Annotated in this window: 25 protein-coding genes; 22 read left to right on the top strand and 3 right to left on the bottom strand. The window is 40.0% G+C overall.

Annotated features, from left to right (window positions below):
- Positions 1–17: 17 nt before the first annotated feature.
- From QM524_RS10455 to QM524_RS10435, 5 genes are read left to right on the top strand one after another with little or no spacing between them, the layout of a single operon-like run.
- Positions 18–869: a hypothetical protein gene (locus QM524_RS10455; RefSeq protein ID WP_283344537.1), complete on the top strand. Its 852-nt coding sequence runs from the start codon at positions 18–20 to the stop codon at positions 867–869.
- Entirely contained in the window at positions 866–1,324 is a 459-nt protein-coding gene (locus QM524_RS10450; protein WP_283344536.1) for a hypothetical protein, read from the top strand. Before QM524_RS10455 ends, QM524_RS10450 begins: the two co-directional genes overlap by 4 nt.
- A 1-nt stretch (position 1,325) precedes the next feature.
- Positions 1,326–1,577 carry a hypothetical protein gene (locus QM524_RS10445; protein ID WP_283344535.1) on the top strand — a complete coding sequence of 84 codons (252 nt, stop codon included), beginning with the start codon at positions 1,326–1,328 and terminating at the stop codon, positions 1,575–1,577.
- Positions 1,571–3,616 carry a DUF5977 domain-containing protein gene (locus tag QM524_RS10440; protein WP_283344534.1) on the top strand — a complete coding sequence of 682 codons (2,046 nt, stop codon included), beginning with the start codon at positions 1,571–1,573 and terminating at the stop codon, positions 3,614–3,616. Before QM524_RS10445 ends, QM524_RS10440 begins: the two co-directional genes overlap by 7 nt.
- The gene (locus tag QM524_RS10435) at positions 3,613–5,016 is read left to right on the top strand and encodes a hypothetical protein (RefSeq protein ID WP_283344533.1); all 1,404 of its coding nucleotides are present in this window, start codon (positions 3,613–3,615) and stop codon (positions 5,014–5,016) included. The genes QM524_RS10440 and QM524_RS10435 overlap by 4 nt, the downstream gene beginning before the upstream one ends.
- Here QM524_RS10435 and QM524_RS10430 read toward each other — a convergent pair.
- From QM524_RS10430 to QM524_RS10420, 3 genes are all read right to left on the bottom strand, one after another.
- Positions 5,013–5,936, bottom strand: coding sequence for an Abi family protein (locus QM524_RS10430; protein ID WP_283344532.1), 924 nt, complete (start codon positions 5,934–5,936; stop codon positions 5,013–5,015). The two genes, QM524_RS10435 and QM524_RS10430, sit on opposite strands and share 4 nt — an antisense overlap.
- 222 nt (positions 5,937–6,158) lie before the next feature.
- On the bottom strand, positions 6,159–6,455 hold the full coding sequence (locus tag QM524_RS10425) for a hypothetical protein (RefSeq protein WP_283344531.1): 297 nt from the start codon (positions 6,453–6,455) through the stop codon (positions 6,159–6,161).
- A complete protein-coding gene (locus QM524_RS10420; RefSeq protein WP_283344530.1) occupies positions 6,442–6,690 on the bottom strand; it encodes a hypothetical protein in 249 nt (82 codons plus the stop codon). Before QM524_RS10420 ends, QM524_RS10425 begins: the two co-directional genes overlap by 14 nt.
- A 157-nt stretch (positions 6,691–6,847) precedes the next feature.
- On the opposite strand from QM524_RS10420, the gene QM524_RS10415 reads away from it, so the two are divergent.
- From QM524_RS10415 to QM524_RS10335, 17 genes are all read left to right on the top strand, one after another.
- Positions 6,848–7,630, top strand: coding sequence for a DNA adenine methylase (locus QM524_RS10415; RefSeq protein ID WP_283344529.1), 783 nt, complete (start codon positions 6,848–6,850; stop codon positions 7,628–7,630).
- A 185-nt stretch (positions 7,631–7,815) separates the two neighbouring features.
- On the top strand, positions 7,816–8,346 hold the full coding sequence (locus tag QM524_RS10410) for a hypothetical protein (RefSeq protein WP_283344528.1): 531 nt from the start codon (positions 7,816–7,818) through the stop codon (positions 8,344–8,346).
- A 25-nt stretch (positions 8,347–8,371) separates the two neighbouring features.
- Entirely contained in the window at positions 8,372–12,457 is a 4,086-nt protein-coding gene (locus QM524_RS10405; protein ID WP_283344527.1) for a hypothetical protein, read from the top strand.
- A 75-nt stretch (positions 12,458–12,532) separates the two neighbouring features.
- Positions 12,533–13,003: a hypothetical protein gene (locus QM524_RS10400; RefSeq protein ID WP_283344526.1), complete on the top strand. Its 471-nt coding sequence runs from the start codon at positions 12,533–12,535 to the stop codon at positions 13,001–13,003.
- A 190-nt stretch (positions 13,004–13,193) separates the two neighbouring features.
- Positions 13,194–13,688, top strand: coding sequence for a hypothetical protein (locus QM524_RS10395; protein WP_283344525.1), 495 nt, complete (start codon positions 13,194–13,196; stop codon positions 13,686–13,688).
- A 1-nt stretch (position 13,689) separates the two neighbouring features.
- Positions 13,690–15,435: a phage head spike fiber domain-containing protein gene (locus tag QM524_RS10390; protein WP_283344524.1), complete on the top strand. Its 1,746-nt coding sequence runs from the start codon at positions 13,690–13,692 to the stop codon at positions 15,433–15,435.
- Between the two features lie 51 nt (positions 15,436–15,486).
- On the top strand, positions 15,487–15,903 hold the full coding sequence (locus tag QM524_RS10385) for a hypothetical protein (RefSeq protein WP_283344523.1): 417 nt from the start codon (positions 15,487–15,489) through the stop codon (positions 15,901–15,903).
- Positions 15,893–16,285 (top strand): DUF1353 domain-containing protein, encoded by a 393-nt coding sequence (locus QM524_RS10380; RefSeq protein ID WP_283344522.1) that lies wholly within the window; start codon positions 15,893–15,895, stop codon positions 16,283–16,285. The genes QM524_RS10385 and QM524_RS10380 overlap by 11 nt, the downstream gene beginning before the upstream one ends.
- A gap of 437 nt (positions 16,286–16,722) precedes the next feature.
- Positions 16,723–17,583, top strand: a complete 861-nt coding sequence (locus QM524_RS10375; protein WP_283344521.1) for a S49 family peptidase — start codon at positions 16,723–16,725, stop codon at positions 17,581–17,583.
- A gap of 40 nt (positions 17,584–17,623) precedes the next feature.
- Positions 17,624–18,046, top strand: coding sequence for a hypothetical protein (locus QM524_RS10370; RefSeq protein WP_283344520.1), 423 nt, complete (start codon positions 17,624–17,626; stop codon positions 18,044–18,046).
- A gap of 80 nt (positions 18,047–18,126) precedes the next feature.
- Complete coding sequence (locus QM524_RS10365) at positions 18,127–19,107, top strand: hypothetical protein (RefSeq protein WP_283344519.1); 981 nt, start codon at positions 18,127–18,129, stop codon at positions 19,105–19,107.
- 75 nt (positions 19,108–19,182) lie between these two features.
- Positions 19,183–19,875, top strand: coding sequence for a hypothetical protein (locus QM524_RS10360; RefSeq protein WP_283344518.1), 693 nt, complete (start codon positions 19,183–19,185; stop codon positions 19,873–19,875).
- Between the two features lie 53 nt (positions 19,876–19,928).
- The gene (locus QM524_RS10355; protein WP_283344517.1) at positions 19,929–20,150 is read left to right on the top strand and encodes a hypothetical protein; all 222 of its coding nucleotides are present in this window, start codon (positions 19,929–19,931) and stop codon (positions 20,148–20,150) included.
- 1 nt (position 20,151) lies between these two features.
- Positions 20,152–20,463 carry a hypothetical protein gene (locus tag QM524_RS10350; protein WP_283344516.1) on the top strand — a complete coding sequence of 104 codons (312 nt, stop codon included), beginning with the start codon at positions 20,152–20,154 and terminating at the stop codon, positions 20,461–20,463.
- 44 nt (positions 20,464–20,507) lie between these two features.
- Positions 20,508–20,912: a hypothetical protein gene (locus tag QM524_RS10345; protein WP_283344515.1), complete on the top strand. Its 405-nt coding sequence runs from the start codon at positions 20,508–20,510 to the stop codon at positions 20,910–20,912.
- The gene (locus QM524_RS10340; protein WP_283344514.1) at positions 20,899–21,450 is read left to right on the top strand and encodes a hypothetical protein; all 552 of its coding nucleotides are present in this window, start codon (positions 20,899–20,901) and stop codon (positions 21,448–21,450) included. The genes QM524_RS10345 and QM524_RS10340 overlap by 14 nt, the downstream gene beginning before the upstream one ends.
- Positions 21,410–22,900, top strand: coding sequence for a terminase large subunit domain-containing protein (locus tag QM524_RS10335; protein WP_283344513.1), 1,491 nt, complete (start codon positions 21,410–21,412; stop codon positions 22,898–22,900). The genes QM524_RS10340 and QM524_RS10335 overlap by 41 nt, the downstream gene beginning before the upstream one ends.
- Positions 22,901–23,027 lie beyond the last annotated feature (127 nt).

The raw sequence follows: 23,027 nt of genomic DNA, 5'->3' as shown, positions 1-23,027 counted from the left end.
GGTGCTCCTACATTGTTATGTTAGAAATTGAGTTGTCGAAAGAAAAGTTTTACATTCCTGAAAACTGGAGCGAAGTACCCGTAAAACGTTTACCCAAACTACTGGAGTCTGTTTTTGTTGCTCAAGCTACACCCGAAACCTACCATCAAATTTTACGACTCACACTAGGTATCAGCGATACAACATGGGGACGCTTTTGCTATCATTATTTTAGAAAAGATTTACCCGAAAATACCAGGAAACAAAACGCCGAAATACTACACAATTTACTCATGATGGTGAGCTGGATGTGGACGGAAGAAATGACTACAAGGCCGTTTGATACTGTGAAAGTTGGTACTGAAGAATGGGTTTTGTTTGAAGAAAATTTGACCAGTATGAGTTTTGGTGAGCTGTCGGATGCCTACATCCATTTACTAGCTTTTACAAAACAGTTAATCGAAGGAGACGAACGACTCCACCATTTGATTGCTACTATTTGCCGACCACGGAAGGAAGGGGATTATACTCAGGACACCAATTGGAACGGCGATCATAGAATTCCGTACAATGCCCACGCTGTAAAAGAAATGTCCAAAAAAGTCGCTTTACTGCCTGAAGGGACTAAAGTGGCTATTATGGTTTATTTTGCTGGATCTGTAAAGCAACTATTCGAGCAATATGATTTGATGGAAACAGGCGTGGAAAGTGTAGGCGAGGACGACTATCCTGGTCAGGGACTTATCAAAAATCAACATCTATTAGCCGAAAAAGGAATCTTTGGAAACCTTGATCAAACAAAGCAAGCCAATATACACGATGTGTTTTTGTTTCTGGAAGAACACCGCAAAGACATGAAAGCACAGGCAGAAATACAAAAAGCAGAATGACACCAACCCAACTACTCTGGAACTTCCTAAAACCAATTTGTCAACAAGACGGGATAGAATACGTGGCCATGAGCGATGGTGATCGTATGGATAGATTTAGTGCTGCCAGTGTAAGTCAAACGGTTTACCCTAGTGTTTTTGTGATGCGGCCACGCTATCGTGTAAGAGATACTACCAACGGCTTGATCATGCTCAATTACGAGTTGAAAATATACATTTTGGCTAAGGGGGATTTAAACGATTTTGAAAGTCAGGATTCAGCTTTTGACTTTTGTGAAGGTGTTGCCACCAATATTCTGCAAGAACTCAACCGCAAGTATTTGGAAGAAAAAACATGCTGGTTTGATTTAAACGACTCTGGCATGGACCCAGTAATGTACGTGACACTCGACTCAGCCTGGGGCTATGAACTTACGATCCGTTTGGGTTTAGAATCTAATCAATTATTCTACTGATATGAAAAAACTTTTGTTTTATGCCATCACGGGCTTTTCGATGCCAATTGTATTGGTCTATTTCCTTTTCATGGATTTGATAAACCTACGCTTCAAAACTTCCACGACATGGCTTAAACTACAAATAGTCTATGAGGATGCACAGAAAAAAGCATTTCCCGTGGCTAAACCCGAAACCAACGCTGAGACCATCCGCAAAGAATTTATAAAGCTTCAGAAACGAATGGAGCGTAAACAACTTTACAAATGGTAGATTCATTATTAACAGAAATTGGAGGACGACCAATTGCCTTTATTCCGATGGAGTTTAGCCGAAATAGGTTGTTTCATACCATTGATGCGGCTAATCCTGATTTGACTTCACGAGCCAACCTTTCATACAGTTTAGAAATACAGGTTCCGACTTTTCCTCAATCCCTGGTATTTGAACCACTACACCGAAGCATAGGTAAAGAGCCACCCGTAACCGTGTTTGGAAATATTAACTCCTTTGCTGGAGCAACGTTTGAATACAACCGCCGAAACGGTAAACTTGACGGCTTGCTGAACTATCAAAAACCTAACTGGCAACAAGAAAAAATTACTTCAGTATTTACCCAAACAACACCTTTCAAACTCAGAGAGCTGGTTACTGGAGGTACTCCAAATGTAAATACTGATACGACGCTGGCCACTAGATTCTGTATTAAAGCCGGATTGAACGATGAGGATTTTGCTATGTGGGCCGACACTTTCTGGACTAAGTATCAGTTTGAACAACGTCGGTTTTTGACATGGCAGCCAAATAACAAATTGATTGGTCGTGATCAGGAGGAGTATCTATCTTTTTTGATGAACTTTTCGCCAAAACCTTCAAAAGTATGTCTTCGAGTTCAGAGCTATAAACCAACGGGTACAAATACTTTTACTGCCAAAGAATTGGAGGTGGTAACCCAAAATTCAGTCGTGTTGTGTCCAGTAGGATGCAAAGCTTTGGGTTTAGACAACGACGTTTATCAATATGATGTTTGGTTGTCGGACGAACAAAACAGAAGGTTTACAGAGGTTCGTACTTTTCAAATAGACAGTCGTTACCGAGCAAACGAGCGCTCCATTTTGTTTTCCAACTCTTTGGGCGGGTTTGATACAATACGATTAGTTGGCAAAGCCACAGAAACCTTAAAAGTATCACAAACCTACGCTCAGCGCGATAAATCCGTTCAGGGTATCGACTGGATGGAAATGGTGGTGATCAATACTGAAGGACAACGAGAATTGGTTATTTCGACGGGTTGGTTTGAACGAAGCGCCAAGGACTATTTAAAGTACCTTGATGAGTTGATGTTGTCGGAGCAGGTCTATTTGGTGACGGACAAAGGTCATATTCCTTTACGTAAAAATACCAATGCCTTGGTTGATGTCGAGGACAACACTGAGTTGATAGCACGAAGCTTTAGTTTTACTTATGACCGAACTATCCAAAATTACAGTGATGCTCCGTCGATTGGCGCTGTACCTGCCAGAGCCACCACGTGGGAAGGTTTAGACTTTACTCATATACTAGATTCCTTTGGGCGACGAACGGGACGAATGCGACCAGCTCGCATCCGCAAAGTGTATGCCGACGACAAAAGCCTATTTAAACCCCTAACCATAAAGCCCAACGTAGAGAGTGATCCCGACTATATAGCCTTTTTAGTAAATCCAAGTATAGTACCAGGCTCAAGTCCCTATCCAAACACTGCCATAGTTCGCCAAGGGACTTTTGTACGTTCAAATTGTGGCAATGGCAAAACGGGTGGTTATGCTACAATCAATATTCCCGCTGGTCGTTATGGTTCGGAAACACCAGGAGAAGCCCAACAATTGGCCGAGCTGGAATATACCACGCTGAATACGCAAGAATACGCCAACGCTTATGGAGAATGTATTTTGAACCCTTATGATTATGCTTTTAACGTGCCTGCTAATTATGCACACTTCAGACAAAGTGGGATGAGTGGAGCTGATGCCGTTTCCAAAGATAATGCTAATGGGGTAGGGAAGGGGAATGCCTGGTTTTTACAAGGACAATCAGGACAAACAGATCTTTACCCGGTAGGTGTTTGGGACATCAATTTGCCGACTAATTACCTGACAGGATTCAACTGGAGGTTTATAATCTATGGTACAAACTTTGGATTTAAAGTATATGTCAACGGTCAATTGATTTACAACGTTGCTCAAGTTCCAACGGTTGATAATTGTGCCAGTATCGAAATTCCACATAATCAAATCCCTTCAGGTGCTAGGGTATATCTAGTGAAAGTATGAGTTTAGCCATCAAAATCAATGGGCAATTGGTAGACATAAATGCCAAATTGCCCACCACCATAGATTTAATCAATCCTCACTTGTTGTATGACTTGATTCCGGAAAGTACAATCAAGTTGCCCAATATGCCATATTCGCCGCGTAATCAAAAAGTATTTGGTTACTGGGATGAGCCGACGTCTGGAGGAGCTGTTCCCGAATATCTTTTTGAGTATATCTTTGGCGGTGAACTAATCAAAGAAGGCATTTTGGCCTTAAAAGAGGCTTCACAAAAGAACGGTTATGTAGGTGATACTAAGGAAGAATTTACCAAGTTTTTTGGTGATTATCAGGATAAACTTTTAACCGAAATCACGGAGTTGGGAAGCCTTCCTTTCTCCACTGCTTCAATTGTCTTTAATGATGCCTATTGTTTGCCAACGATTGTCAATACTACCTTTTACGCCGATAAAGGTAGCTCGATTGGTTATGGAGGTAAAGTAAACGATTTTGTTGGAGGTCAGTACATTGGCTCACCATTGGTACCGATGTTTTTTGTAAAATGGGTCATTCAAAAGATTGCTGGAATAACCAATACCACTATAACTGGTGACTTTTTAGATCACCCAGCCTACAGCCAATTGATTCTGTTTAACCTTCGAGCTATGGACGGAGCTGGTACGGTCACAGTAAGCCAGCATTTACCAGAACTGACTGTAGAGCAGTTCTTTCTTGAGCTTCGAAAGTTATCTAACCTCAAGTTTAACTTTAACCCAGTACAAAAGTCTTTAGAAATCAATTTTTGGGAAAATGATTTACAACAACCAGCCGTAGTGGACTGGAGTGATAAAGGATTAATTGGTGAAATCAAAGTACCTGAGTCTAATACCAGAATCCAACTGGGTTACAAACTAGATCCAGCCGATGCACTAACCAAAGATAAACCCGTAGAGCTGAGTGATTACATTACCCCAGAGTACACTGGACAAATGTACAGTGGAGTTGCCAAAGTAATATCAGAGTTTTCGACAACCCTGGTTAATGCAGAAACGGGTTTAGCTGAAGTACGTCAAGAAGGTGTAACCGAGCAATTTGCCCAGCTCACCAAAAAGGTAGCTCCCAAACTATTGTTTTGGCATGGACTACAAGACGGATACCCCAAAGCTTTACCAAGTTGGGGTAATTATACCTTGTATTGGAATGGCCCATCAGGACTAAAAGCAAATCACTGGTCAAAGCTTGAGCAGATGCGTGCTAACCAATTTTACCTCAAGAAAGAGTTGATATTAAACGAAGTGGATTTGGCAAAACTAGACTTTTCAAAAAAGGTTTATTTGAATGGTGTCGAATACTTAATAGCTCAGTTATCGGGTGAGATGCCGATAACTAAGCCGTTTAGTATGTTGTTGGTGGGTACTTAGTTCCAAAGGGGTTCATTTGTCCAACTAATATCAAATCCCATAGCTTTTATATCTATGTTTGGGTATTTAGCACATAAAGCCTGAAGTTCATCTGTAAAATTGTTACTTGGATCTATACTATTAAGTAAATATCTCATGCAACAAAGTACTGGATATAATTTTTGGACTGAGTATGAATTCGGTAAATTTTTAATCCAACGGCCTTTAGGTCTGGTTGGAAGTCTTGGTGTTGTTACTAGAGTTTTGTTCCAAAGTCTGGAGTGATGAGCACAAAAATTTCGTATCAAACTAATTGACTGTAACCAACTACTAAAAAAAGTATGGTTTGGTACAAGAAAGGCATCTGGTATATCATTTTTAACTTTTAAGTTATTTTTTAGATTACCATATAACCTTGAAAGATGACCCATTGAAATAATTTCAATAGTTTTCCATGCAGGGGGTCGGTTGAATTGAGGAGTTTTTGTACTAAAACTATCATATTTCTTGAAGTGCTCTTTGATAAAAACCTCTTTACACCTTTTGAGCTCGTCATCAATTATATCTAAATTCGATTTAAAATCTGCTTGGTTTTGAAATAAACTACTGTCCTCAAACCAATTAGGATTGTGTTGAGTTGATAGTTGATAAATCATACGAGTTCTAAGCGAAATTTCAATTTTCTCGATATAGTTAAATACCAACGCTCTTAAGTCTTTATCAAAATTGTAAAGATTTGCTACCGTCTGGAAATCACTTTTGGGTTTGAAAATATGATTAATTTTGTCAGATTGAAGGGACCACCAATATCCTGCTAAACGATAATAGCTAACATTTTCCAAGAAATTATAAGCAAAATTTCTATCATTAATTAATAAACCTCTGTTTTCTAGTTGATCTAATTGATCATTGATGGTTAGGGCGGGTTTACTGTATTGCATAGGGGTATAAAATAAAAGACTCGCCCTGGTGCGCTGTTCAAGTGGGTAGCGTGGCGAGTACGATTGATACAAAAGTATTTTTTTCTCAGATGCTACACAAGAAGTATTTGAAAAAAGAGTCATTTATAGAAATAATATCTAAAAATAACTATTATTCAGTATGATTTATCTATTTATAATTGTTTGTAAATAAATAAAATCTTTTCATTTTGTGTTTGAATATTATTTTTCTACTAATATATTATAAAAAAACCATTTAGCCATATACTTCAAAGCACCAGATAAAGATTTTTCAGTGTAATGTTCTTCAATTTCTACCACTTCAAGAATGATTGGTAAATTGTCTCTTACTTGGATATTTGGATTAGTAGGTATATAAGAATCTAGCTCCTTGAGTGTTCGGAAAGTTTTGATTTCCGCAAGGAACTTGGGGTTTCTGGTACATAAAATAAAAGCCGCTTCTGAATTCTCAGAAGCGGCTTTGTCGTTCCTAATTAGAACGTATTTAGGTTGATTCATTCTCTATCAAAAGGTACGCTTGAAAGTGTACTTTAGGGTCATACTCGTTTGGTAATTGTATGATGTGTAAATACTTTTCGCCATGACTACCGAATGTCATATAGCAGGGTATCCACAGGTTTCTACGGATATAGACAGGTACTTGTCGATCCATAAATTTCTTCCCACGACTTACTATGGTATCATAGTGAGCTTGAGCAATTGCAATGCCGTTGCTGAGTGTTATTTTTTCCATGATGTATCTCGTTTTTGAATCGGTGAGTCTCCGATTGATTAGTACAAACTTAATGAATTAAGGACAAAAAAATGTCCTTAATTGCTTTTTATCGGGTAATTACTTTTGTTACCACAATACATGAATAGCCTGTTTTACACTAACTTTTTAATTCTAAATGAAAACTCCTGTCGCTTACTATGGTGGTAAGCAATCTATGCTCAAGGAAATCTTACCAAGAATTCCAGAACACAAAGTCTATGTTGAACCTTTTTTTGGAGGTGGAGCCGTCTTTTTCAGTAAACCTCAAAGTGAAGTTGAAATTATTAATGACATCAATCACAATGTTGTCACCTTTTACAGAGTTCTCAAGTATGACTTTGATGCACTACAACAAAAAATTGATGAGACTTTCCACAGTAGAAAGCAACACACCATAGCGCGAGAGGAATACCGACAAGGCCTAAAAGAGATTAAGGACCCATTAGTGACAGCGTGGGCATTTTGGGTTCAAACAACGATGAGCTTTGGTTGTCAGATTGGTAGTGGTTTTGGTTATGATAAGTATGGTAGTTGCCCACTTCGAATACATAATAAAAAACAAAACTTCACAGGAGAGTATCAACAGCGCATGAGGAAAGTGACAATTGAGTGTTATGATGCTTTGAAAGTGATTAAAGCTTATGATAGCCCCGACGCATTCTTTTATATTGACCCTCCTTATGTTTCGTCGGTACAAGGACACTATGCCGGTTATAAAACGGAGGACTTTGAAGCTCTTTTACTAGCCTGTAGCAAGCTTAAAGGTAAATTTTTACTTTCATCATATCCGGAAGAAATATTGAAAGACTATATTGAGCGTTTTGGTTGGAAACATGAGCAGTTTGTAAAAAATCTTTCAGTTGATGGGAAGAAAAACCAAGGTAAGACAAAAACTGAGTGTCTGACTTGGAACTACTAAAAAAATGGTGGATTGTTTTGGTTTTCTAATGTAAAGTTTTCATATTTGTATATGACCTCGTCTAATAGACGGGTGTCGAACTATTTGATTAGGTAAAAGCGCATCACCACTGGTGCGCTTTTCTTTTGTCCTTCAGCTCCCTAAAAGTCTTTCAGAAATTAGATCTTGAATAGAACTACACTGAAATGAAAGACTCCATTCTTGAAAATCCAATCTTTGTCGAAATCCTAAAAAAGTATGTCGATGAGGCCGAAAAGGTGTTTCGTCGAGAGGTAAACGCACAAGGCATTGTCTTGACGGGCGCCATGCTAAACAGTATCAAGTCGGGTGCTGTCGAACGAGGGAAAGACTATATCAAAGCCTTTGTTCACTATGATATGTTACTAAGGCTAAAAGACCTTAAACAGCTCAATTTTGAGCGAATGCCTCCTTTGTCTCCCTTTATTAAGTATGTCGAAAAAGTAGGTGTTAGTGCGTTTCCTTACATTCCTGGTTATCCCAAAGGTTTGACACCACGGAGTTATACTGCTACAGTTATTCGAATAGCTGAAGGAATGCGCCATGCTATCAAAAAAGAACCCAACGTAAAACGGGGTTACCGAGGGGTGTATAATGACCCACTCAAAAACGATATTCTACCCAAATTTTTCTTTGAGCTTCGTCGCCATGCTGGAGCAGGAGCAATACAGGATTTGACCATGAATTTTTCAAAATAGTATCTACTAAAAACGATCTACACCAATGGAATTTAAAGATACCGGTACCCTTGAGCTCAAAGGCCAAACAGGGGATTTGGACAAGAAGCTCAAGGATTTGAATGATAATGCTAAGGCGCTCAGAAAGACCATTAAGGAAATTGAAGAAAACGGCGGCAAAGGTTCTGAAAACTGGAAGAAGTATAAACAGGAATTAAAAGATACCCAACAGGAAGCCGAAAAGTTGAGTAAGTCTATGAAGAGCATGGATGTCAACAAAATGACGCTGCAGCAATTAGAGCAACACACCAAAGCCCTAAACAAAGAACTCAAGCAGCTAGAACCCGGAACTAAGGCTTTTATTGAAACTAGTAAACGACTTGGCGATGTAGAAAAGAGATTAGGAGCAGTCAGGAAAGAAGTTGCCGACATCAAAAAGGGTGGGGAGGATTTAGGTAAACCAAATCTTTGGGACAAGATTTCGGGTGGTGTAAATAAAGTCAATTTAGCCTTTAAGGCTATGATTGCCTTACAGATTATCCAATGGGCTGTTGATCTAGGTAAATCAATTTTTGGAACAACTCAAAAACTAGAGAAATACGAAACGGTTTTAACTACATCATTAAAGTCTCAGAAGCTAGCCAAGGAAAGCATGGCAGCACTCAAGGACATTGCCGCTAAAACGCCGTTTTCACTGGAGGAACTCACAGAGTCTTATGTCAAAATGGTTAACCGTGGGTTAAGGCCTACCAGGGAGCAGATGCTAGCCATGAGCGACGTCGCCAGTGCCTTGGGTAAGCCATTGGAGGCCGTCAACGAAGCTATTTTGGACGTAAGCAATACCGAGCGCTGGAATGAGTTGGGGATTAAGGTACAAAAGTCAGGTGACAAAATTATTGGAACTTTTAAGGGGCAAACTGTGACGATGGAGGCCACCGAAGAAGGTGCGATGAAAATGGTGGCAGCCTTTGGTAAAATCGACGGTGTGGCGGGTATGAATGCTCAAATGATGAATAAACTTGAGGGGCAAACTTCTAACCTTGGAGACGCTTTTATGCAATTGGCTGGAGCTGTAGGTGAGCAGCTCAAACCCGTGTTTTATGCCTTTTTGGCCATTGTGATCAATGTCGCTAATTTCTTGTTGGAGCTGGCCCAGAACTCCGAGCCTGTTGTTACTGTCTTTAAATCACTTTTCCAGCAAGTGACCAACCTATACAACAGTATGATGGGTTTGGTACAACAGATATTCCCTAACCTTAGTAAACAAACCGTTTCGGCCACTACCGTTATGAAGGGTTTAGCGGTTGTGTTTCAATCTTTACTTTTACCTGTTAGGGCTTCCTTTTTGGCCATCCAAGCCATGATTGAGTCATTGGGTGCTTTGATGTCGGGTGGTAAAGCTTTGGTCAAGTTTTTACAAGGTGATTTTGTGGGTGCTTCCAAAACCTGGGACGACGTCAAAAAGCAGTTTAGCAACATGACCAAACATGCCAACGATAACTTTACCCAAATCAAGAAAGGGTTTAAAGATGCCTTGGTAGATACTCCCAAAAAACTAGAACCCGAAGCTGTTTTGGCAGCAGCTACTACCGAAAATAAAAAGCAAAATGTAGTCACGGAGGAGCAGAAAAAAGCGGCTGAAAAGCGAGCTAAAGAAGCTGAGAAAAACCGAAAGAAAGATGAGAATGAAGAAAAGAAACACCTTGATCAAATAGCCAAAGCCAATGAAGAAGCACTCAAGCGTATTGCAGAGTATGAAGCCGAAACCAACATCAACTCGATAAGGGATGAGTTGGAACGTGAAATAGCTAAAATCAACGAGAAAGCTAGAAAACGAAAAACAGAAAATGATGCTTCGTTGGCCGACAAAGCTTTGAAAGAAAAGCTTGAAACTATTCTTGAAAAAGAAGCTGAAGCGGAGCGTCAAAAGGTCAGGGATGAGTATAAAGCCAAGGAAGCTAAGAAGCAGGAAGAAGCGGCTCAAAAGCGGCTTGAAACAGAAAAGCTAGTACAGGAACAGGAGAAAAAAGCCGAAAGCGCTTTGCTCGACTGGAAAGAAGTACAAGCGGGTACCAATGCCAGAAAGCTGGTCGAAATCCGAAAAGAGCGCCTATCGCTTGAGCTGAAGTACACACAAGAAAAGTTGGATACAGAGCTCCAGATCGAGAAGAAAAAAGCCGAACGAGAAATCAGCGATACCCAACAGAAAGAAGCGGCTTTAAAAGCGATTGAGGAGCGTTATCAAAACGAAAAGAAAGCACAAACAGCCAAATACACGCAAGAAATTAGTAAGCTTGATAAAGACCTAATCGACGGGAAGGTAAGTAAACAAAAGGCTTGGAGTGATGTCTTTAGTGCTTTTCTGAAAGGAGACGTAAACAAAGCCGTTGAAGCGGCTGGGCAAATTGTACAGGGAGAAGCAAGTGCCTGGCAAAAGCGACTCCAGAACAACCAGGAGAAGTTTCAAATGGTGGGACAAATGGCGATGCAAGCCGCCAACTTTTTGGCAGATCTGGAAAAAGCCAAAGCAGACAAGGCCATAGCTGAAGCAATGAGAGAACGTGACGAAAAGGTTGCCATTTTGCAACAACAGCTCAATCAGAACAGTGCTGATTTGAATGCTGCCATTGATAATGAGCGCTCCGTTAAACAACAGCATACCGACGCAATTAAACAGCTAAAGGATTCGGAAACGAGCCGAATAAAGGATTTAGAAAAAATTCTCCAAGACGATACCATGGAGAAAGCCGACAAAATCAAGGCTTTTAAAGAAAACTATTCTGAATCGTTTTTGGCCATGAAAGATGCCGAAACCGAAAAGGTAAAGCAACTGAAGGAAGAGGAAACGGAGCGACTTCAAAACCTAGAACAAACCCTCAACGAGCAAATTTGGGATTTGGAGTCACAAATGAGAGTGGCCACTGATAAAGCTGAAAAGGAAGCTTTGGAGGAAAAAATCCGAAAAGCTAAGAAGGAGAAAGAGGAGAAAATGGATGCCGCCGAAAAGACGATGAAAGCGGCTATCAAAGCGGCAGAGGACGAAAGAGACGCCAAAATAAAAGCGGGTCAACAACAGCTCAAGGAACGTTTGGAGGAATTGGATGACGAAACTAAGCAGGATAAAGCGCTATCTAAGGAGCGTATCGAACAGGCCAAGCAGGAAATGGACGATAAAATCAAAGCAGCGGAAAAGGAGAAAGCCGAAAAAGTAAAAGCCGCTACTGATGAGAAAAATCGCCAAATCAAAATCAAAATGGACTTGGAAGCGGCTATCAAAGCCGAAAACGAACGTGCTCGACAAATTGAAAAAGCCGAAAAACTCAAAGCCTGGCAAGCTCAGAAAAAAGCCGACACCGCTAGTGCGATTATCACTGGTGCATTGGCGACCATCAAAGCGCTAGCGTCGGGCTTTTGGCCAGTAAACTTGGTGTTCGCTGCTATGTCGGCCGTAATGACGGGTATTCAGGTAGCCAAAATCAATTCGCAACCTCAACCACAATTTCATTATGGTTTTACGCCTCAAGGGAGCAAGCATGAAAAGACCTACGGAAAAGGTGGTATTGCCTTAGTGGATAACAAAACAGGTAAAGAGTTGGGCGAAATGGAAGGAGGGGAGGCCATTGTCAATGCTGACCAAACAGAAATTAACCAGCCAATTATTAAGCAGATGCACGAAAACGCCAAGCGTGGAATTAAAAAGCCTGTTTGGCAAACTATGAATATCATGGGCGAAGGTGCCAAACCTTTGGCATTTAGAAACGGGATAACTTCACTCAATACCGCCGGGCGAATGTACCAATACGGGACTATTCTAAAACGCTACGACGACGGTTCGGATGGTTCGTTTACAGCCGACTCGCAAAAAGTCAATGAGTCGGAAGCGGACGTGGAAAAAGCCAAACAGTTGGGTGACGAACAAATCAAATTGTTACGTGAGCAAAACGAAGCACTCAAGAAGATTGTACAGCTGAGCGAAAACGGGGTTTACTTGAGTAATGAAATTAGAATGGCTGTAAACCAAAACGTCGGAGCAACCCGTGGAGTTGAAACAGCCATTCGTCAAACCAACGTTTCGAATAAAATGGATACCCTGATTGGAATGATTTCTAACCTAAATGCACGTACTAAATAAAAAGTGATTGGTCTATTTGAATAAAGGTCTTTATATTTGAAGCAGTTTTATTGCACTAACAACTCCACAACTTTTATGATCAAGAAAGTCGAATTTGCAGTGCCGCCACATCTTAAAAAATTCATTGAAGGTACCTATTTAACACAAGAAAAAGGATTTATAAAAATCGGGAAACGTTCACACCTCGGTAGATTGATTCAGTTTGTCCAGAAAGTAGATCCATATCCCAAAAAATACAAAGTCCCTGAAAACTCCACGGTTTTAAAGCTTCAGTATTATGACGAAAGCTACTCTACGTATTTCCCAGTCGAAAAAGCCAAAGAGCTTTGTGATCTGATCGACGCTGAGTTTCGACGTGAGTTGGTTTGTGAAGTCAGGAGCGTACACGAATACAGTCGAGCCATTGACTACACTCCATTTATTCGACGCTTTTTAGATCGGTACGGAATCATTCCAGACGTTGACATAGAAATGGAAACAGCAAGGAAAATTTACAGGGATTATTTGGCCAAAATTTCAAAAGATTTTCAAAAAACTTTTCGCTGATTTGTCCGAAAAATATACCCATTGTCCGAATTTTCGGCTTTTTGTCCTACACAAAAGAATTTTGTCCGACCATAGAGAACTAAAAAACCGCTTAGAATCGCTATTCTAGGCGGTTTTTTAGTTTCTATACTTTTTGCAAAGCTCAAATTTTCGTCCGATGGATTGCGCTTTTTCTCTGGTAGTTTTGACCATGAACACAGTGGAAAAATTTGGACATGGTAAGTCTTCAATCGGATACATTTCACACCTGGTATTAATCGAGTCAAGTAGAGTAAAAACAATCGATGTTTCAGGTGTGCAATTGCTTGATGGTTCCCCAATCACCGTATTCGAGTTTTTACAAAAAAATGCAGTTTGGCAGGAAGCTCAGCAAATAGACGACAGCTCTGGTGACTACTACACGATTACCATTTCTTGTCAAATCAGAAATGTATCGGAGTCATTATTGACTTGGCTTTATGCCAACCAACAAAGACGCTTTGTAGTCTTATGGCGTGGGGTAGATTCGGATACGTTTTATAATGGAAACCAAGAAAACGGTTTTCGCTACCAGTACAACCGACTAGCCTCCGACCGCAAAGTTATAGAGTTGACCCTAACAGGACGATTTACTATTCCAAGCCTTCCACTAAACCCTACATTTATTTCTTCCATTTTGACCCAATATCAATACCAAACATTTTGACATGGCACAGACACTCACCGTTAAACCCCAATATGTAAATACTGCTCAAGTGTTTATTGATGGGAAATCAGTTTTACTCAATAATAACCTAACTCAAGAGCAGTTATTAGCTATTTGGCAAAGAGCGGAGTTTCGTTCATTTATTGACATCACTTATACCAATGTCGCTGACAGCTTTCCAGAAAACTTTGAGATTGATCCAAACTTATTTCATGCTTATGATTCTGGGGAAGTTAGTCATAATCCTGCCAAAACGGATTATCCTGCTAATAGTGTTGGGAAGCAGTTGAATGAGATAATTTCAAGAACTGGACTTCTCGAAAGAAAATACACCAGACCACAAGCTTTTCCAGTACTTAATTTAGCTTTTGCTTATGCTAACTCATTGGATGCTGGGCACAGTTTTCAGCGAAACTCTCAAGCCACTTATATTGGTAAGGATGGAAAAGTTCGAATTGCTAAAGCTAATGTCCCACGTTTCACTTACGACTCAGGTAGTTTAGAACCACTAGGGTTATTGCTTGAAGGAGCGAGAACTAACTATTTAACAAATAGTGTTCAATTAAATCTCTTTTCAAAAGGGGCAAATGTTGTTTATTCAGGTAAAACAACTTTACTAGGATTTGAAGCCCATACTTTCACAAGTACCAGTGTGGTAGATTCATGGGTTACCCAATATGCTCCTCTTACACCTAACAAAGTTTACATCTTTAGTTATTTCTCTAGTCATCCAACTGCTGGACCAATCTTTTTGCGCAAAGCTGGAGATATTCCAACTAGAAGTGTGAATAATTTTGTTTCTACGCTTGTCGCTACAGGAGTATATAAACACAAAGTAGTTTTTACAACTACTTCGGAGGAAACAATAGGGTATTTTAGCGTAATCCCTGCTAACTTAGTTGCTGTTGTAACCTCTTCTATGCCACAACTTGAAGATGGTGAAGTTGATACATCTTTCATCCCCACCTATTCTACTCCAGTAACAAGAGCAGCAGACTATTTTAGAATTGATGAAACTCTATTTCAAAAACAGGTTGGCACATTGAAGGATTTAAGTTTGTTGATTGAAACAAGCTTAGCTTTTGCTAACTCAGGTGAAAGTAATGTTTTAGAGTTACGTGCTCCAGATACGTCTGGAGGTTGGAATGTGAGCAGAGTAATTGTAAGGGAAAAAACGATTACACTAAACACGATTAATGATGGAGTTAATCAATTCTCTAAAAGCTCTGGTATTTTGGCTCAAAATACAAACCATAAAATTGGAGTTAGCTTATCTTCTAGTGAAGCTAATCTCGTAATAAATGGTGTACTGGCAGGAACACAATCGTCAGTGATTAATATACCCAACCCAACCAGACTATTGTTATTAACTGAGCATGTGGTAAGGATTAAATCTTTACAAGTGTTTGACATAAAACTGAGTACTGAATTGTTATTAATTCAAACCAATTCAGAGTCAAAAGCACCACATTATTCGGATTTTAACGGAGCTGCTTTTTTATCAGTTGAAGCAATTTTAAGAAAAACATGTAGACAAGAGTTTTCAGTCGATGGCACAGGTGCAGCAGTTACGAGAAATATCCGTAGAGGATATGATTTTACTTTCGAAATCGTAGATAGTTCAGGTGTTACCATTACGGCTCAACCTGCCTCAAGCTGTACTGCTGGAACGGATAATGCGTTGACCTTTACAGCTCCCTTGGGTAAAACATTGACTTACGCTATTACTCCAGTATTTGAATATTAATATTTACACCTGAGCGCAAAGCACACTTTGCGCTCTAAACACATTTCTTTTATGAAAATTGCAAACATTAACATTTCGACACCCTACAAGGTCACTGTTATTCCTACCCAAATGCGCTTTTCTCTCAAACGTGACTTGTTTGAGTATGAGGGTGAAAAACTTTGCGAAATCCAATACGAGATTTTGGCTGAGAAATACACTCAAATGGTTCCAAAGCTTGATGAAAATGGTCAACCTGTTTTAAAATCGAATAAACCTGTTTTGGAGGAACAACAATTTGACTTTACCTCACCAGTGTTATATCATACCGATAGCAAAGTGATTCCTTTTGAATTGTATTTGTTGATAGAGTCGTACCGTGCGAGTAAATCTGAAGAAAGTTTGACGCTGATTAATCAAGCCTTACAAGGATTTACTTTTGAGGGTAGTCTTGTCAACTTCAAGCTTGCTGTTACGAATGTACAATAAGATTGTAGTGATGTACCGTGAAGCTCCCACCGACAAATCTGATTGGTGGGAGCTCTATGAGCCGTTTGAAGAAACACTTTCAGACGGCTCAACCATTTTGATACCGGCTGGTTATGTAACGGATTTTGCGAGTGTACCAATGTTGCTTTGGTCATTCTTTCCACCTATAGGCAAATACAACCGGGCGGCTTTGGTACATGACTATTTATATGATTTGCAATACCGACAAAAAGAACTAGGAGAGAAGAGCGCCAGAAAGTTTGCGGACGATCAGTTTTTGTTTTTAGCTAACAAGATTTTACCAAATGATAATTTTCGTCACCTTATTATGTATTTGGCAATCAGAATCTTTGGTCTTTATGCTTGGAGAAAGTCCAAATAGATTATATTGCCATAAACCAAGACTTTATTAATAATGATTGAAAAGTTTATTGACTTAACATATTTACAAAATCCTGAAACGTTAATATCTGAAAAGCTTACTAAATATAAATTTGATATTGATTTGAGCCTGTCAACTGGGGAGCTAATTCAAGGTATTTCTATTGTGTACACTCTTTCCAAGCCCAAAGAAATGCCTATTCTTGAAATGTTGGGTGTGGTATTAGGAGAATCATTTTTTGATATAAATCCTTTTAACAACTTTTGTTGTTTCTTCGAATGGGATGAGTCGATAAAATCAAGAAATTTAGTGCCCACATATAAAAACGTCACCAAAATTATAATTAAATCGGTGTCAAAGGTTGTTTGATAACCTTTTATCGTCCTACAAAATATCTTTCTCAGCCATGATATTCGTAAAAATTTTCTACGAATATCATGGCTGAAATTTTTCACGAGCATATCTGGAACGTCGCTGAGTCTCATATTGGCATTGCCTGGCATAAATTGCAGACAATGTCAGCACCTTCGTTCTTCGAAACATTACCCGATCCAAAACTACTCGAAGCTTTTAAAACAAAGTTGATTAGTACCGAAAGCGCTCGGTATATCAATAACTACTATACCAACCTCTACTCTTTGAGTAGTGATATTTTGGTTTTACCCATCGTTGGCGAAATGTCTCGTTATTCTTATTGGTCTTTGGGTATGGAAGAAATGGCCAAGTTGTTAGACGTGGCCAGAGCCGACGAAAAGTACAAAGGGGCTGTTCTTAAAATTTCTACACCGGGTGGGACTGCCGACGGCTGTTCGTTGTTGGCTGATGCAGTGGCCAACTTTCGCAAATCTAAACCTGTGGTAACATCTACTAATCGTTGTTTGTCAGCGGGCTACTTTATTGCCTCTCAAGGTGATGAAATCGTTGTTGAGGATAGCGCCATGAGTAGTATTGGGTCTATTAGTTCACTGTTTATTTACGAAAATTACTCCAGACAACTACAGATGCAAGGGGTTGATGTCGAAATGATTCGAGCTCAAGGTGGAGAAAATAAGGCAAAAATTAACCCTTATGAGCCATTGACAGAAGAAACCAGAGGATATTTACAGGCACAGACCAACGCGGCACGCAAGGAGTTTGTAGGCTATGTAAAACGTGGTAGAGTTGGTAAAATCAAAAATGAGGACGTTTTTTCAGGCAACGTTTATGGAGCGAAAGACGCCATCACCTTGGGTTTAGCTGATAGAATAGGAGATTTTAACTCAGCCATTAAGCGCTGCCAACAGTTGGCCCATGCTTAGGTTGGTTTTTAGTTTTGCACACTTTTAATACTATACGATAATGTCAAAGAGTACCTTACCGGCAAAAGATTGGCTATTGCAAGTCTTGCCAAAATCATTTAAAAATATTTCGGAGGTGGTTTCTGCTGAGCATTTAGCAGAGTTTTCAAACGAAATGACCGAGCTGAAGCAGCGACTCGATGCCCAACAAGAAGGAAACACCAAGCTAAAAGAGGACTTTGAAGCCGAAAAGGTCAAGGCTCAGGAGCTCCAGCAAAAAGTAACTGCTTTGGAAGGGGATAAAACGTCGCTAAATACCAAGCTTACTGAAGCCGAAAAAGATCGTGATACCTACAAAGAGTTTTATGATCAAAAGTCTCAAAATGGTCAAAAGCTTCCTAAAAGTGATGCGTCTAATAAAGAGACTGAAACAAAGCTCGCGGCAGATCACCCAATGAGCATTCTTTTGAGCAGAGCACAATAGTAATTGAGCAAAGTCTAGTAAAAATCTACACAGGGACAAACCCGTTTAAAATCAAAGTTCACCATTAAATTAAGGTAACTATGCCTATTACAAGTTCAATCAATCCCAATTTCGACTCTCTACCAGACGAATTGGAAAACCTCATTTCTGGCAATCCTATCATTGTTAATGAATCGGTAATGGATGGCTTTGGAAAGATTCGTAAGGATTTCAATGTTGAAGTCACCGACGCCAAAACGCCAATCTTTTCAGTTGTCGCTAAGGACGCCAACAAACCAGCTTCAGACGATTTTAATCCTACGACTGATGCCGTTAAAATCAATGCCAAACTACCCAACTTCTTTGATATTGATATTGACTTGGCTTTGAAGCGTTCCGACGTTTTAAAGATTTTTAGAAGCTACGAGCGTCTGATCACTACAGGTAACATGACCAAAGAGCAGGTTTTAGCCATGCCTTGGGAATTATTTTTTGTCAATACTGTACTCCAAAAGTCAGGCGAAGGTTTGGCGCTTTATGGTACTTACAGAGGGGTATTTAATCAGTCTGGATTTGGCTCTATGAGTTCAATTGATGGTTTGATTAAAAAGTTCACTGCTGGTCGTGGAACTGGAGGTGACATTCCTAGTGCTAATGTGGTGACTTCAGCGGCAACACCATTAACTGACCAAAACATTTATGATGAGGTAAAAGCTATCTGTGCTTTGACCGACTCAAATCCAGCTTTGGCAGCCAAACCACTCAAGTTTAAAATTTCGCCATCAAACAAGCGTAAATACGACACCAACCGACGTGCTAAGTTTCCGAATCACGTTGGGCCAAACGAAACGGCAAAAACAGTGGACGATTACGACAATATCACGTTTGATGTTGATCCAGCTTTGGCAGGTAGCAATTTGATGTTTATTTCTCCTGATTTGTTTTTCTTGACAAATGAGGACGTAAGTAAATACCGTGTGAAAATGAAAGAATACACTAAACACTGGGAGCTTAACATTTTGTACTCGGCTTGTGTTGAGTATGGTTTGGGTTCAGAGTGGTTCGGTAACAACCGATTGTAGTCTTTACTTTTCACTAAGATAGATAGAGTCAAAAAATATACACCTTTAATTGGGCTTCGGCCCTAATATCTTTTTATGAATAAGTTTCTAAAAATGGCAATGGTATTTCTCAGCTTTTTTGCTGGAGTGTCCATTTACGCCTACACAGGCAATCCCATTGTATCAGGTTTGAGTATGATGTCGACCAGTGCAGGTTTACAGATGCTAACGGGTCAATATTTGGAGTTTCCCACTGGTGCATTTACAGTGCCTTTGGTGGGTCTCAAGCGTAAAACTCAAAATCCACAGCTTGGTGGCTCAAAGCGATTGTATGTAATTCTGACAGAAGATTTACTCAATGAGTTTGTGGATTATAACCTCATTTTATCAACTGGACAGTTTGCTGGAGCTATTCCATTGGCACCAGGGAAAATGGCGGTCGAGATTGAAGCATGGTACGATACATTAAAGTGGGACGGTGAAATGAAAACAGGTGGTGGCTTTACGCAAGGTGTCGAGTTTGACGTGTTAGGCTTCGATAAAGACATTGCCAAAGCAATGGCGCTTTTGTATGAAACACCTGTAAACTTGATTGTTCAGGGTAACGACAATAGTTTGTACTATTTTGGTGACAAGTACATTCCATTTATGTTTGATGCCAAAATTACGAACCCACCAAAAGGAACGGAGCGTAAGCGTGTAACCTTTACGGCCAAAAATGATGGATACTCTCACCCGATTGTACCATTGGCCAATACGGTTACTTTCGCTGTACAAGCGCTATCCTAATTTCATAATCTGGAGTGACAAACTCTAATTGTCACTCTTTTCGTTACCTATCTATGGCACTCCACAAATATAAAATTACCGATAAACAAAGCGCTGCCACCAATCACGTTTTTGTACTGGGTCAAACCAAATACATCAACGACAACCTCAGCGATGAGGAAGCAGCTGTTTTGTTTGAAAACGGAAACCCTTTTATCGCACTCAATGAAAACTACGTTGAGCCTGAAGTAAAAGTTACTCCGTCTTTATTAGAACTTTTAACCCCGAAACACTAAAATGAACATAGAAAGACTATTTGCTGATTTTCAATTGGCAGAAATGGAGCATAACGCTCAAAAATCGGAAGTGTCGCTTGAGAAATACGAAACAGCCAAATTTGCTTATGAACGAGCTGTTGAAAAATCGAAAGAGCCAGCGCCTAAAAAGCAGACAGAAAAGCCAGCTCCTTCCAATACCAAGACAGCAGCTCCAGCGAACAATACTCCCAAAACTGAAGCACCTGTGGTGACGCCACCAGCTCCAGCGACTGAAGAAAAGGAAAGTCAAGAAGCTAAAAGCGAAACAGAAGAAGAAAAAAAAACGGAGTAGAGTCAAACGAGACTGATCATAGCAGTGAAAAGCTAGAGCGGCTCATGATGCAGGCGGAAAGTTTGCATCGTGAAGCCGCTTTTTTGTCTAATAAGCTTCACACCTTCGAGGATAACGACGTAGAAGGTGTAAAGCCTATCATTGATCAGATCCGAGAAAAGCGTGCAGCCTGGAAAGAATGCAGATTACAAATTGCCTACTTCGAACGCTTTGGTAAACTACCAAGTGAAGAACGTAAAGAACAACAAAAGCTCAACCCTCAAAAGGAAGCAGAGCTACGTTATGAATTGAGTTTGTTAAATACTGCTATTTGGAAGTTTGAGCAGAAAATGAAAGAAAAGCCAGAAAGTAGCCGATTTAATGAATGGACTGAAAAACTAGCAAAAAGCAACTTGAGAAAGAAAGAAATCACAGAAGAACTCCTACGCCTTAAATATGAGACAGCATAATAAATACTTGGACAAAGTCTATGAAGAAATGAGCGTGTTCCGGGAACATTTGCTCACTGGTCGAGAGCTGACCCCGACACAGCAAGAAACCTTTGAAAAGATTAGTGTAGCCCGTGGGTGGCTCAAAGATGGATACTCCGATACTGAAGTGATCCAGTGCTTGAAAAATGACCCAATTGTAAAAGTCCAAGACCGTAGAGCAAGGGAAATTTTGGCGATGACCTACGAGACTTTTGCAGAACTCCGTCAATTACGAAATAAGGAAGGTATAAAGTTTATGTATGCTGAGCTTTTTCGTGAAGCGGCGTACAAAGCTAAACAAGAACTTGATTGGGACGCATATATGAAGCTCATGAAGGAAGCCGCTAAAATTGACGGAGCTTATGACGAAATCAAATCCAACATGGACGAGAAAAAGCGACCAACCAAAATCGTAATCAAAAGAGTTGAGGTAAATAATAATTACAGTACTACACCAAAAGTTGAAGACACCAATTATGAACTCATTGGAACAAATACAGAACATCCAAGTGAATGATAAGCAAGCCGACTTTTTGGAAACAGTCATGTTTAACCTATCCAGTGATGGTATAAAAGTCGCTGGTATAGTAGGAGGGATTGGATCTGGAAAGTCTGTTACTTTGGCGGATTTGTTAATGGTTATGAAAGAAGAATTGCCCAGAGCAAAAGGGCAGTTTGCTTGTATTACTATTACTCAAGCAAAACGTTCTTTGATGCCAGGCTTAAAGGCAACGTGGGGTGACGAGAATAGATGGAACTGTAAGGCTTACAACTGGGAAACAGGTCACGGCGAATACGTGCTTTGGCGTGAACCTCCTAAATCATTTGATAGACCTTACCAGGAACCCGACGACTGGAGTAACTGCATAAGTTTTCCGAATGGCTTTGTAGTGGAGCTTTGTGCCTACAAATTGACACCTGATATACACCGGGGTCGAAATGACGATTTTGTATTGTTGGATGAGGGTCTATTATTCAAACGTGAATGGCTTAAAATCCTTCAGGGTAGAATCAGGGCCAATAAAGGAAAATACCATTCCAATTTGCATTGGGGATTTTATTTCTTTTCGTCACCACCTTATGGTACAAGTGGGGATTGGATGTTTGACTATGAGGAATTGGCGAAAAAATTTCCTGAGAAATATTATTTCTGCCATATCAAGACCAAGGATAATCAGGCGTTTTTACCACCCGATTTTATAGACAATCTAAAAGAGACCCTAACGGATATCGAGTTTGATGTAGAGGTAGAAGGAAACCGACTGGGAAAAACCCCAAAGACGTTTTACCCTGCCTTCAATTTACACACTCATTGCCCGGAGGAGCTGGAGTATTATCAATCAAATAAACCCTTGGAATTGTCGGTCGATTTCAATGCCCACTTTACGAGCTGCACTATATGGCAGCCAGAAGGGTGGGAGCTACGAGAAATAGCAGATGCCTTCGTTAAGACACCAAAGAACAACATGACCATGGCCGAGACCTTGGCACTTAAGGTAGTGGAGCTGTACGAGAAGCACCCTAAAAAGGTAGTGTATATTACAGGGGATAGAAATGGGGGTAGTAAATCAGCCGGTACCAAAATGCGTGATGGGAAATGGCTTACTTTATTTGAGCTCTTTTCTGAAGTGTTTTCAGAGGCTGGTTGGGAAGTGTATTTGCATCCCCTAACTTTTAATTTAGAGGGTAAAGAAAAACATTTTCTGATACATGAAATTCTTTCTGAGAAAAAGCCTGATGAATATAAGCTTAGAATTAATCCACGTGGTGCTAAGTCTACGATACGATCTATAGAGATGACTCCTATCAATGAGGACTACAGCAAGAACAAGGACAGTGAGACCAAGCCCAGCGTGCCACAGGAGCAGGCTACGCACCTATCGGATACCGTTGACTACTACATAACGTACAAGCGCAACCAAGGTATGGGACACCTGCCTATGGGCTTTGAGATTGACTTCATGTAGCTTTCAGATATTCGCCACAACCAAAAGTGGAAATTTCCACCACGGCAAAGGGCGGGCTTTTATGGCAGATCTTTGGATTAAAAACAAAGTGAAAATCTTTTAAACAGTTTATTTATAATTGATTGAG

It is taken from the genome of Flectobacillus roseus, assembly GCF_030056595.1.
In the GTDB taxonomy this organism is placed as follows: Bacteria; Bacteroidota; Bacteroidia; order Cytophagales; family Spirosomataceae; genus Flectobacillus; species Flectobacillus roseus.
The sequence above is the reverse complement of the archived record's forward strand: the minus strand, read 5'-3'. Positions and strand labels throughout refer to the sequence as shown.

Excerpts from the sequence above, each read along its gene's own strand:
- QM524_RS10455 (WP_283344537.1), top strand. The coding sequence starts at position 18 with ATGTTAGAAATTGAGTTGTCGAAAGAAAAGTTTTACATTCCTGAAAAC.
- QM524_RS10450 (WP_283344536.1), top strand. The coding sequence starts at position 866 with ATGACACCAACCCAACTACTCTGGAACTTCCTAAAACCAATTTGTCAA.
- QM524_RS10445 (WP_283344535.1), top strand. The coding sequence starts at position 1,326 with ATGAAAAAACTTTTGTTTTATGCCATCACGGGCTTTTCGATGCCAATT.
- QM524_RS10440 (WP_283344534.1), top strand. The coding sequence starts at position 1,571 with ATGGTAGATTCATTATTAACAGAAATTGGAGGACGACCAATTGCCTTT.
- QM524_RS10435 (WP_283344533.1), top strand. The coding sequence starts at position 3,613 with ATGAGTTTAGCCATCAAAATCAATGGGCAATTGGTAGACATAAATGCC.
- QM524_RS10430 (WP_283344532.1), bottom strand. The coding sequence starts at position 5,936 with ATGCAATACAGTAAACCCGCCCTAACCATCAATGATCAATTAGATCAA.
- QM524_RS10425 (WP_283344531.1), bottom strand. The coding sequence starts at position 6,455 with ATGAATCAACCTAAATACGTTCTAATTAGGAACGACAAAGCCGCTTCT.
- QM524_RS10420 (WP_283344530.1), bottom strand. The coding sequence starts at position 6,690 with ATGGAAAAAATAACACTCAGCAACGGCATTGCAATTGCTCAAGCTCAC.
- QM524_RS10415 (WP_283344529.1), top strand. The coding sequence starts at position 6,848 with ATGAAAACTCCTGTCGCTTACTATGGTGGTAAGCAATCTATGCTCAAG.
- QM524_RS10410 (WP_283344528.1), top strand. The coding sequence starts at position 7,816 with ATGAAAGACTCCATTCTTGAAAATCCAATCTTTGTCGAAATCCTAAAA.
- QM524_RS10405 (WP_283344527.1), top strand. The coding sequence starts at position 8,372 with ATGGAATTTAAAGATACCGGTACCCTTGAGCTCAAAGGCCAAACAGGG.
- QM524_RS10400 (WP_283344526.1), top strand. The coding sequence starts at position 12,533 with ATGATCAAGAAAGTCGAATTTGCAGTGCCGCCACATCTTAAAAAATTC.
- QM524_RS10395 (WP_283344525.1), top strand. The coding sequence starts at position 13,194 with ATGAACACAGTGGAAAAATTTGGACATGGTAAGTCTTCAATCGGATAC.
- QM524_RS10390 (WP_283344524.1), top strand. The coding sequence starts at position 13,690 with ATGGCACAGACACTCACCGTTAAACCCCAATATGTAAATACTGCTCAA.
- QM524_RS10385 (WP_283344523.1), top strand. The coding sequence starts at position 15,487 with ATGAAAATTGCAAACATTAACATTTCGACACCCTACAAGGTCACTGTT.
- QM524_RS10380 (WP_283344522.1), top strand. The coding sequence starts at position 15,893 with ATGTACAATAAGATTGTAGTGATGTACCGTGAAGCTCCCACCGACAAA.
- QM524_RS10375 (WP_283344521.1), top strand. The coding sequence starts at position 16,723 with ATGGCTGAAATTTTTCACGAGCATATCTGGAACGTCGCTGAGTCTCAT.
- QM524_RS10370 (WP_283344520.1), top strand. The coding sequence starts at position 17,624 with ATGTCAAAGAGTACCTTACCGGCAAAAGATTGGCTATTGCAAGTCTTG.
- QM524_RS10365 (WP_283344519.1), top strand. The coding sequence starts at position 18,127 with ATGCCTATTACAAGTTCAATCAATCCCAATTTCGACTCTCTACCAGAC.
- QM524_RS10360 (WP_283344518.1), top strand. The coding sequence starts at position 19,183 with ATGAATAAGTTTCTAAAAATGGCAATGGTATTTCTCAGCTTTTTTGCT.
- QM524_RS10355 (WP_283344517.1), top strand. The coding sequence starts at position 19,929 with ATGGCACTCCACAAATATAAAATTACCGATAAACAAAGCGCTGCCACC.
- QM524_RS10350 (WP_283344516.1), top strand. The coding sequence starts at position 20,152 with ATGAACATAGAAAGACTATTTGCTGATTTTCAATTGGCAGAAATGGAG.
- QM524_RS10345 (WP_283344515.1), top strand. The coding sequence starts at position 20,508 with ATGATGCAGGCGGAAAGTTTGCATCGTGAAGCCGCTTTTTTGTCTAAT.
- QM524_RS10340 (WP_283344514.1), top strand. The coding sequence starts at position 20,899 with ATGAGACAGCATAATAAATACTTGGACAAAGTCTATGAAGAAATGAGC.
- QM524_RS10335 (WP_283344513.1), top strand. The coding sequence starts at position 21,410 with ATGAACTCATTGGAACAAATACAGAACATCCAAGTGAATGATAAGCAA.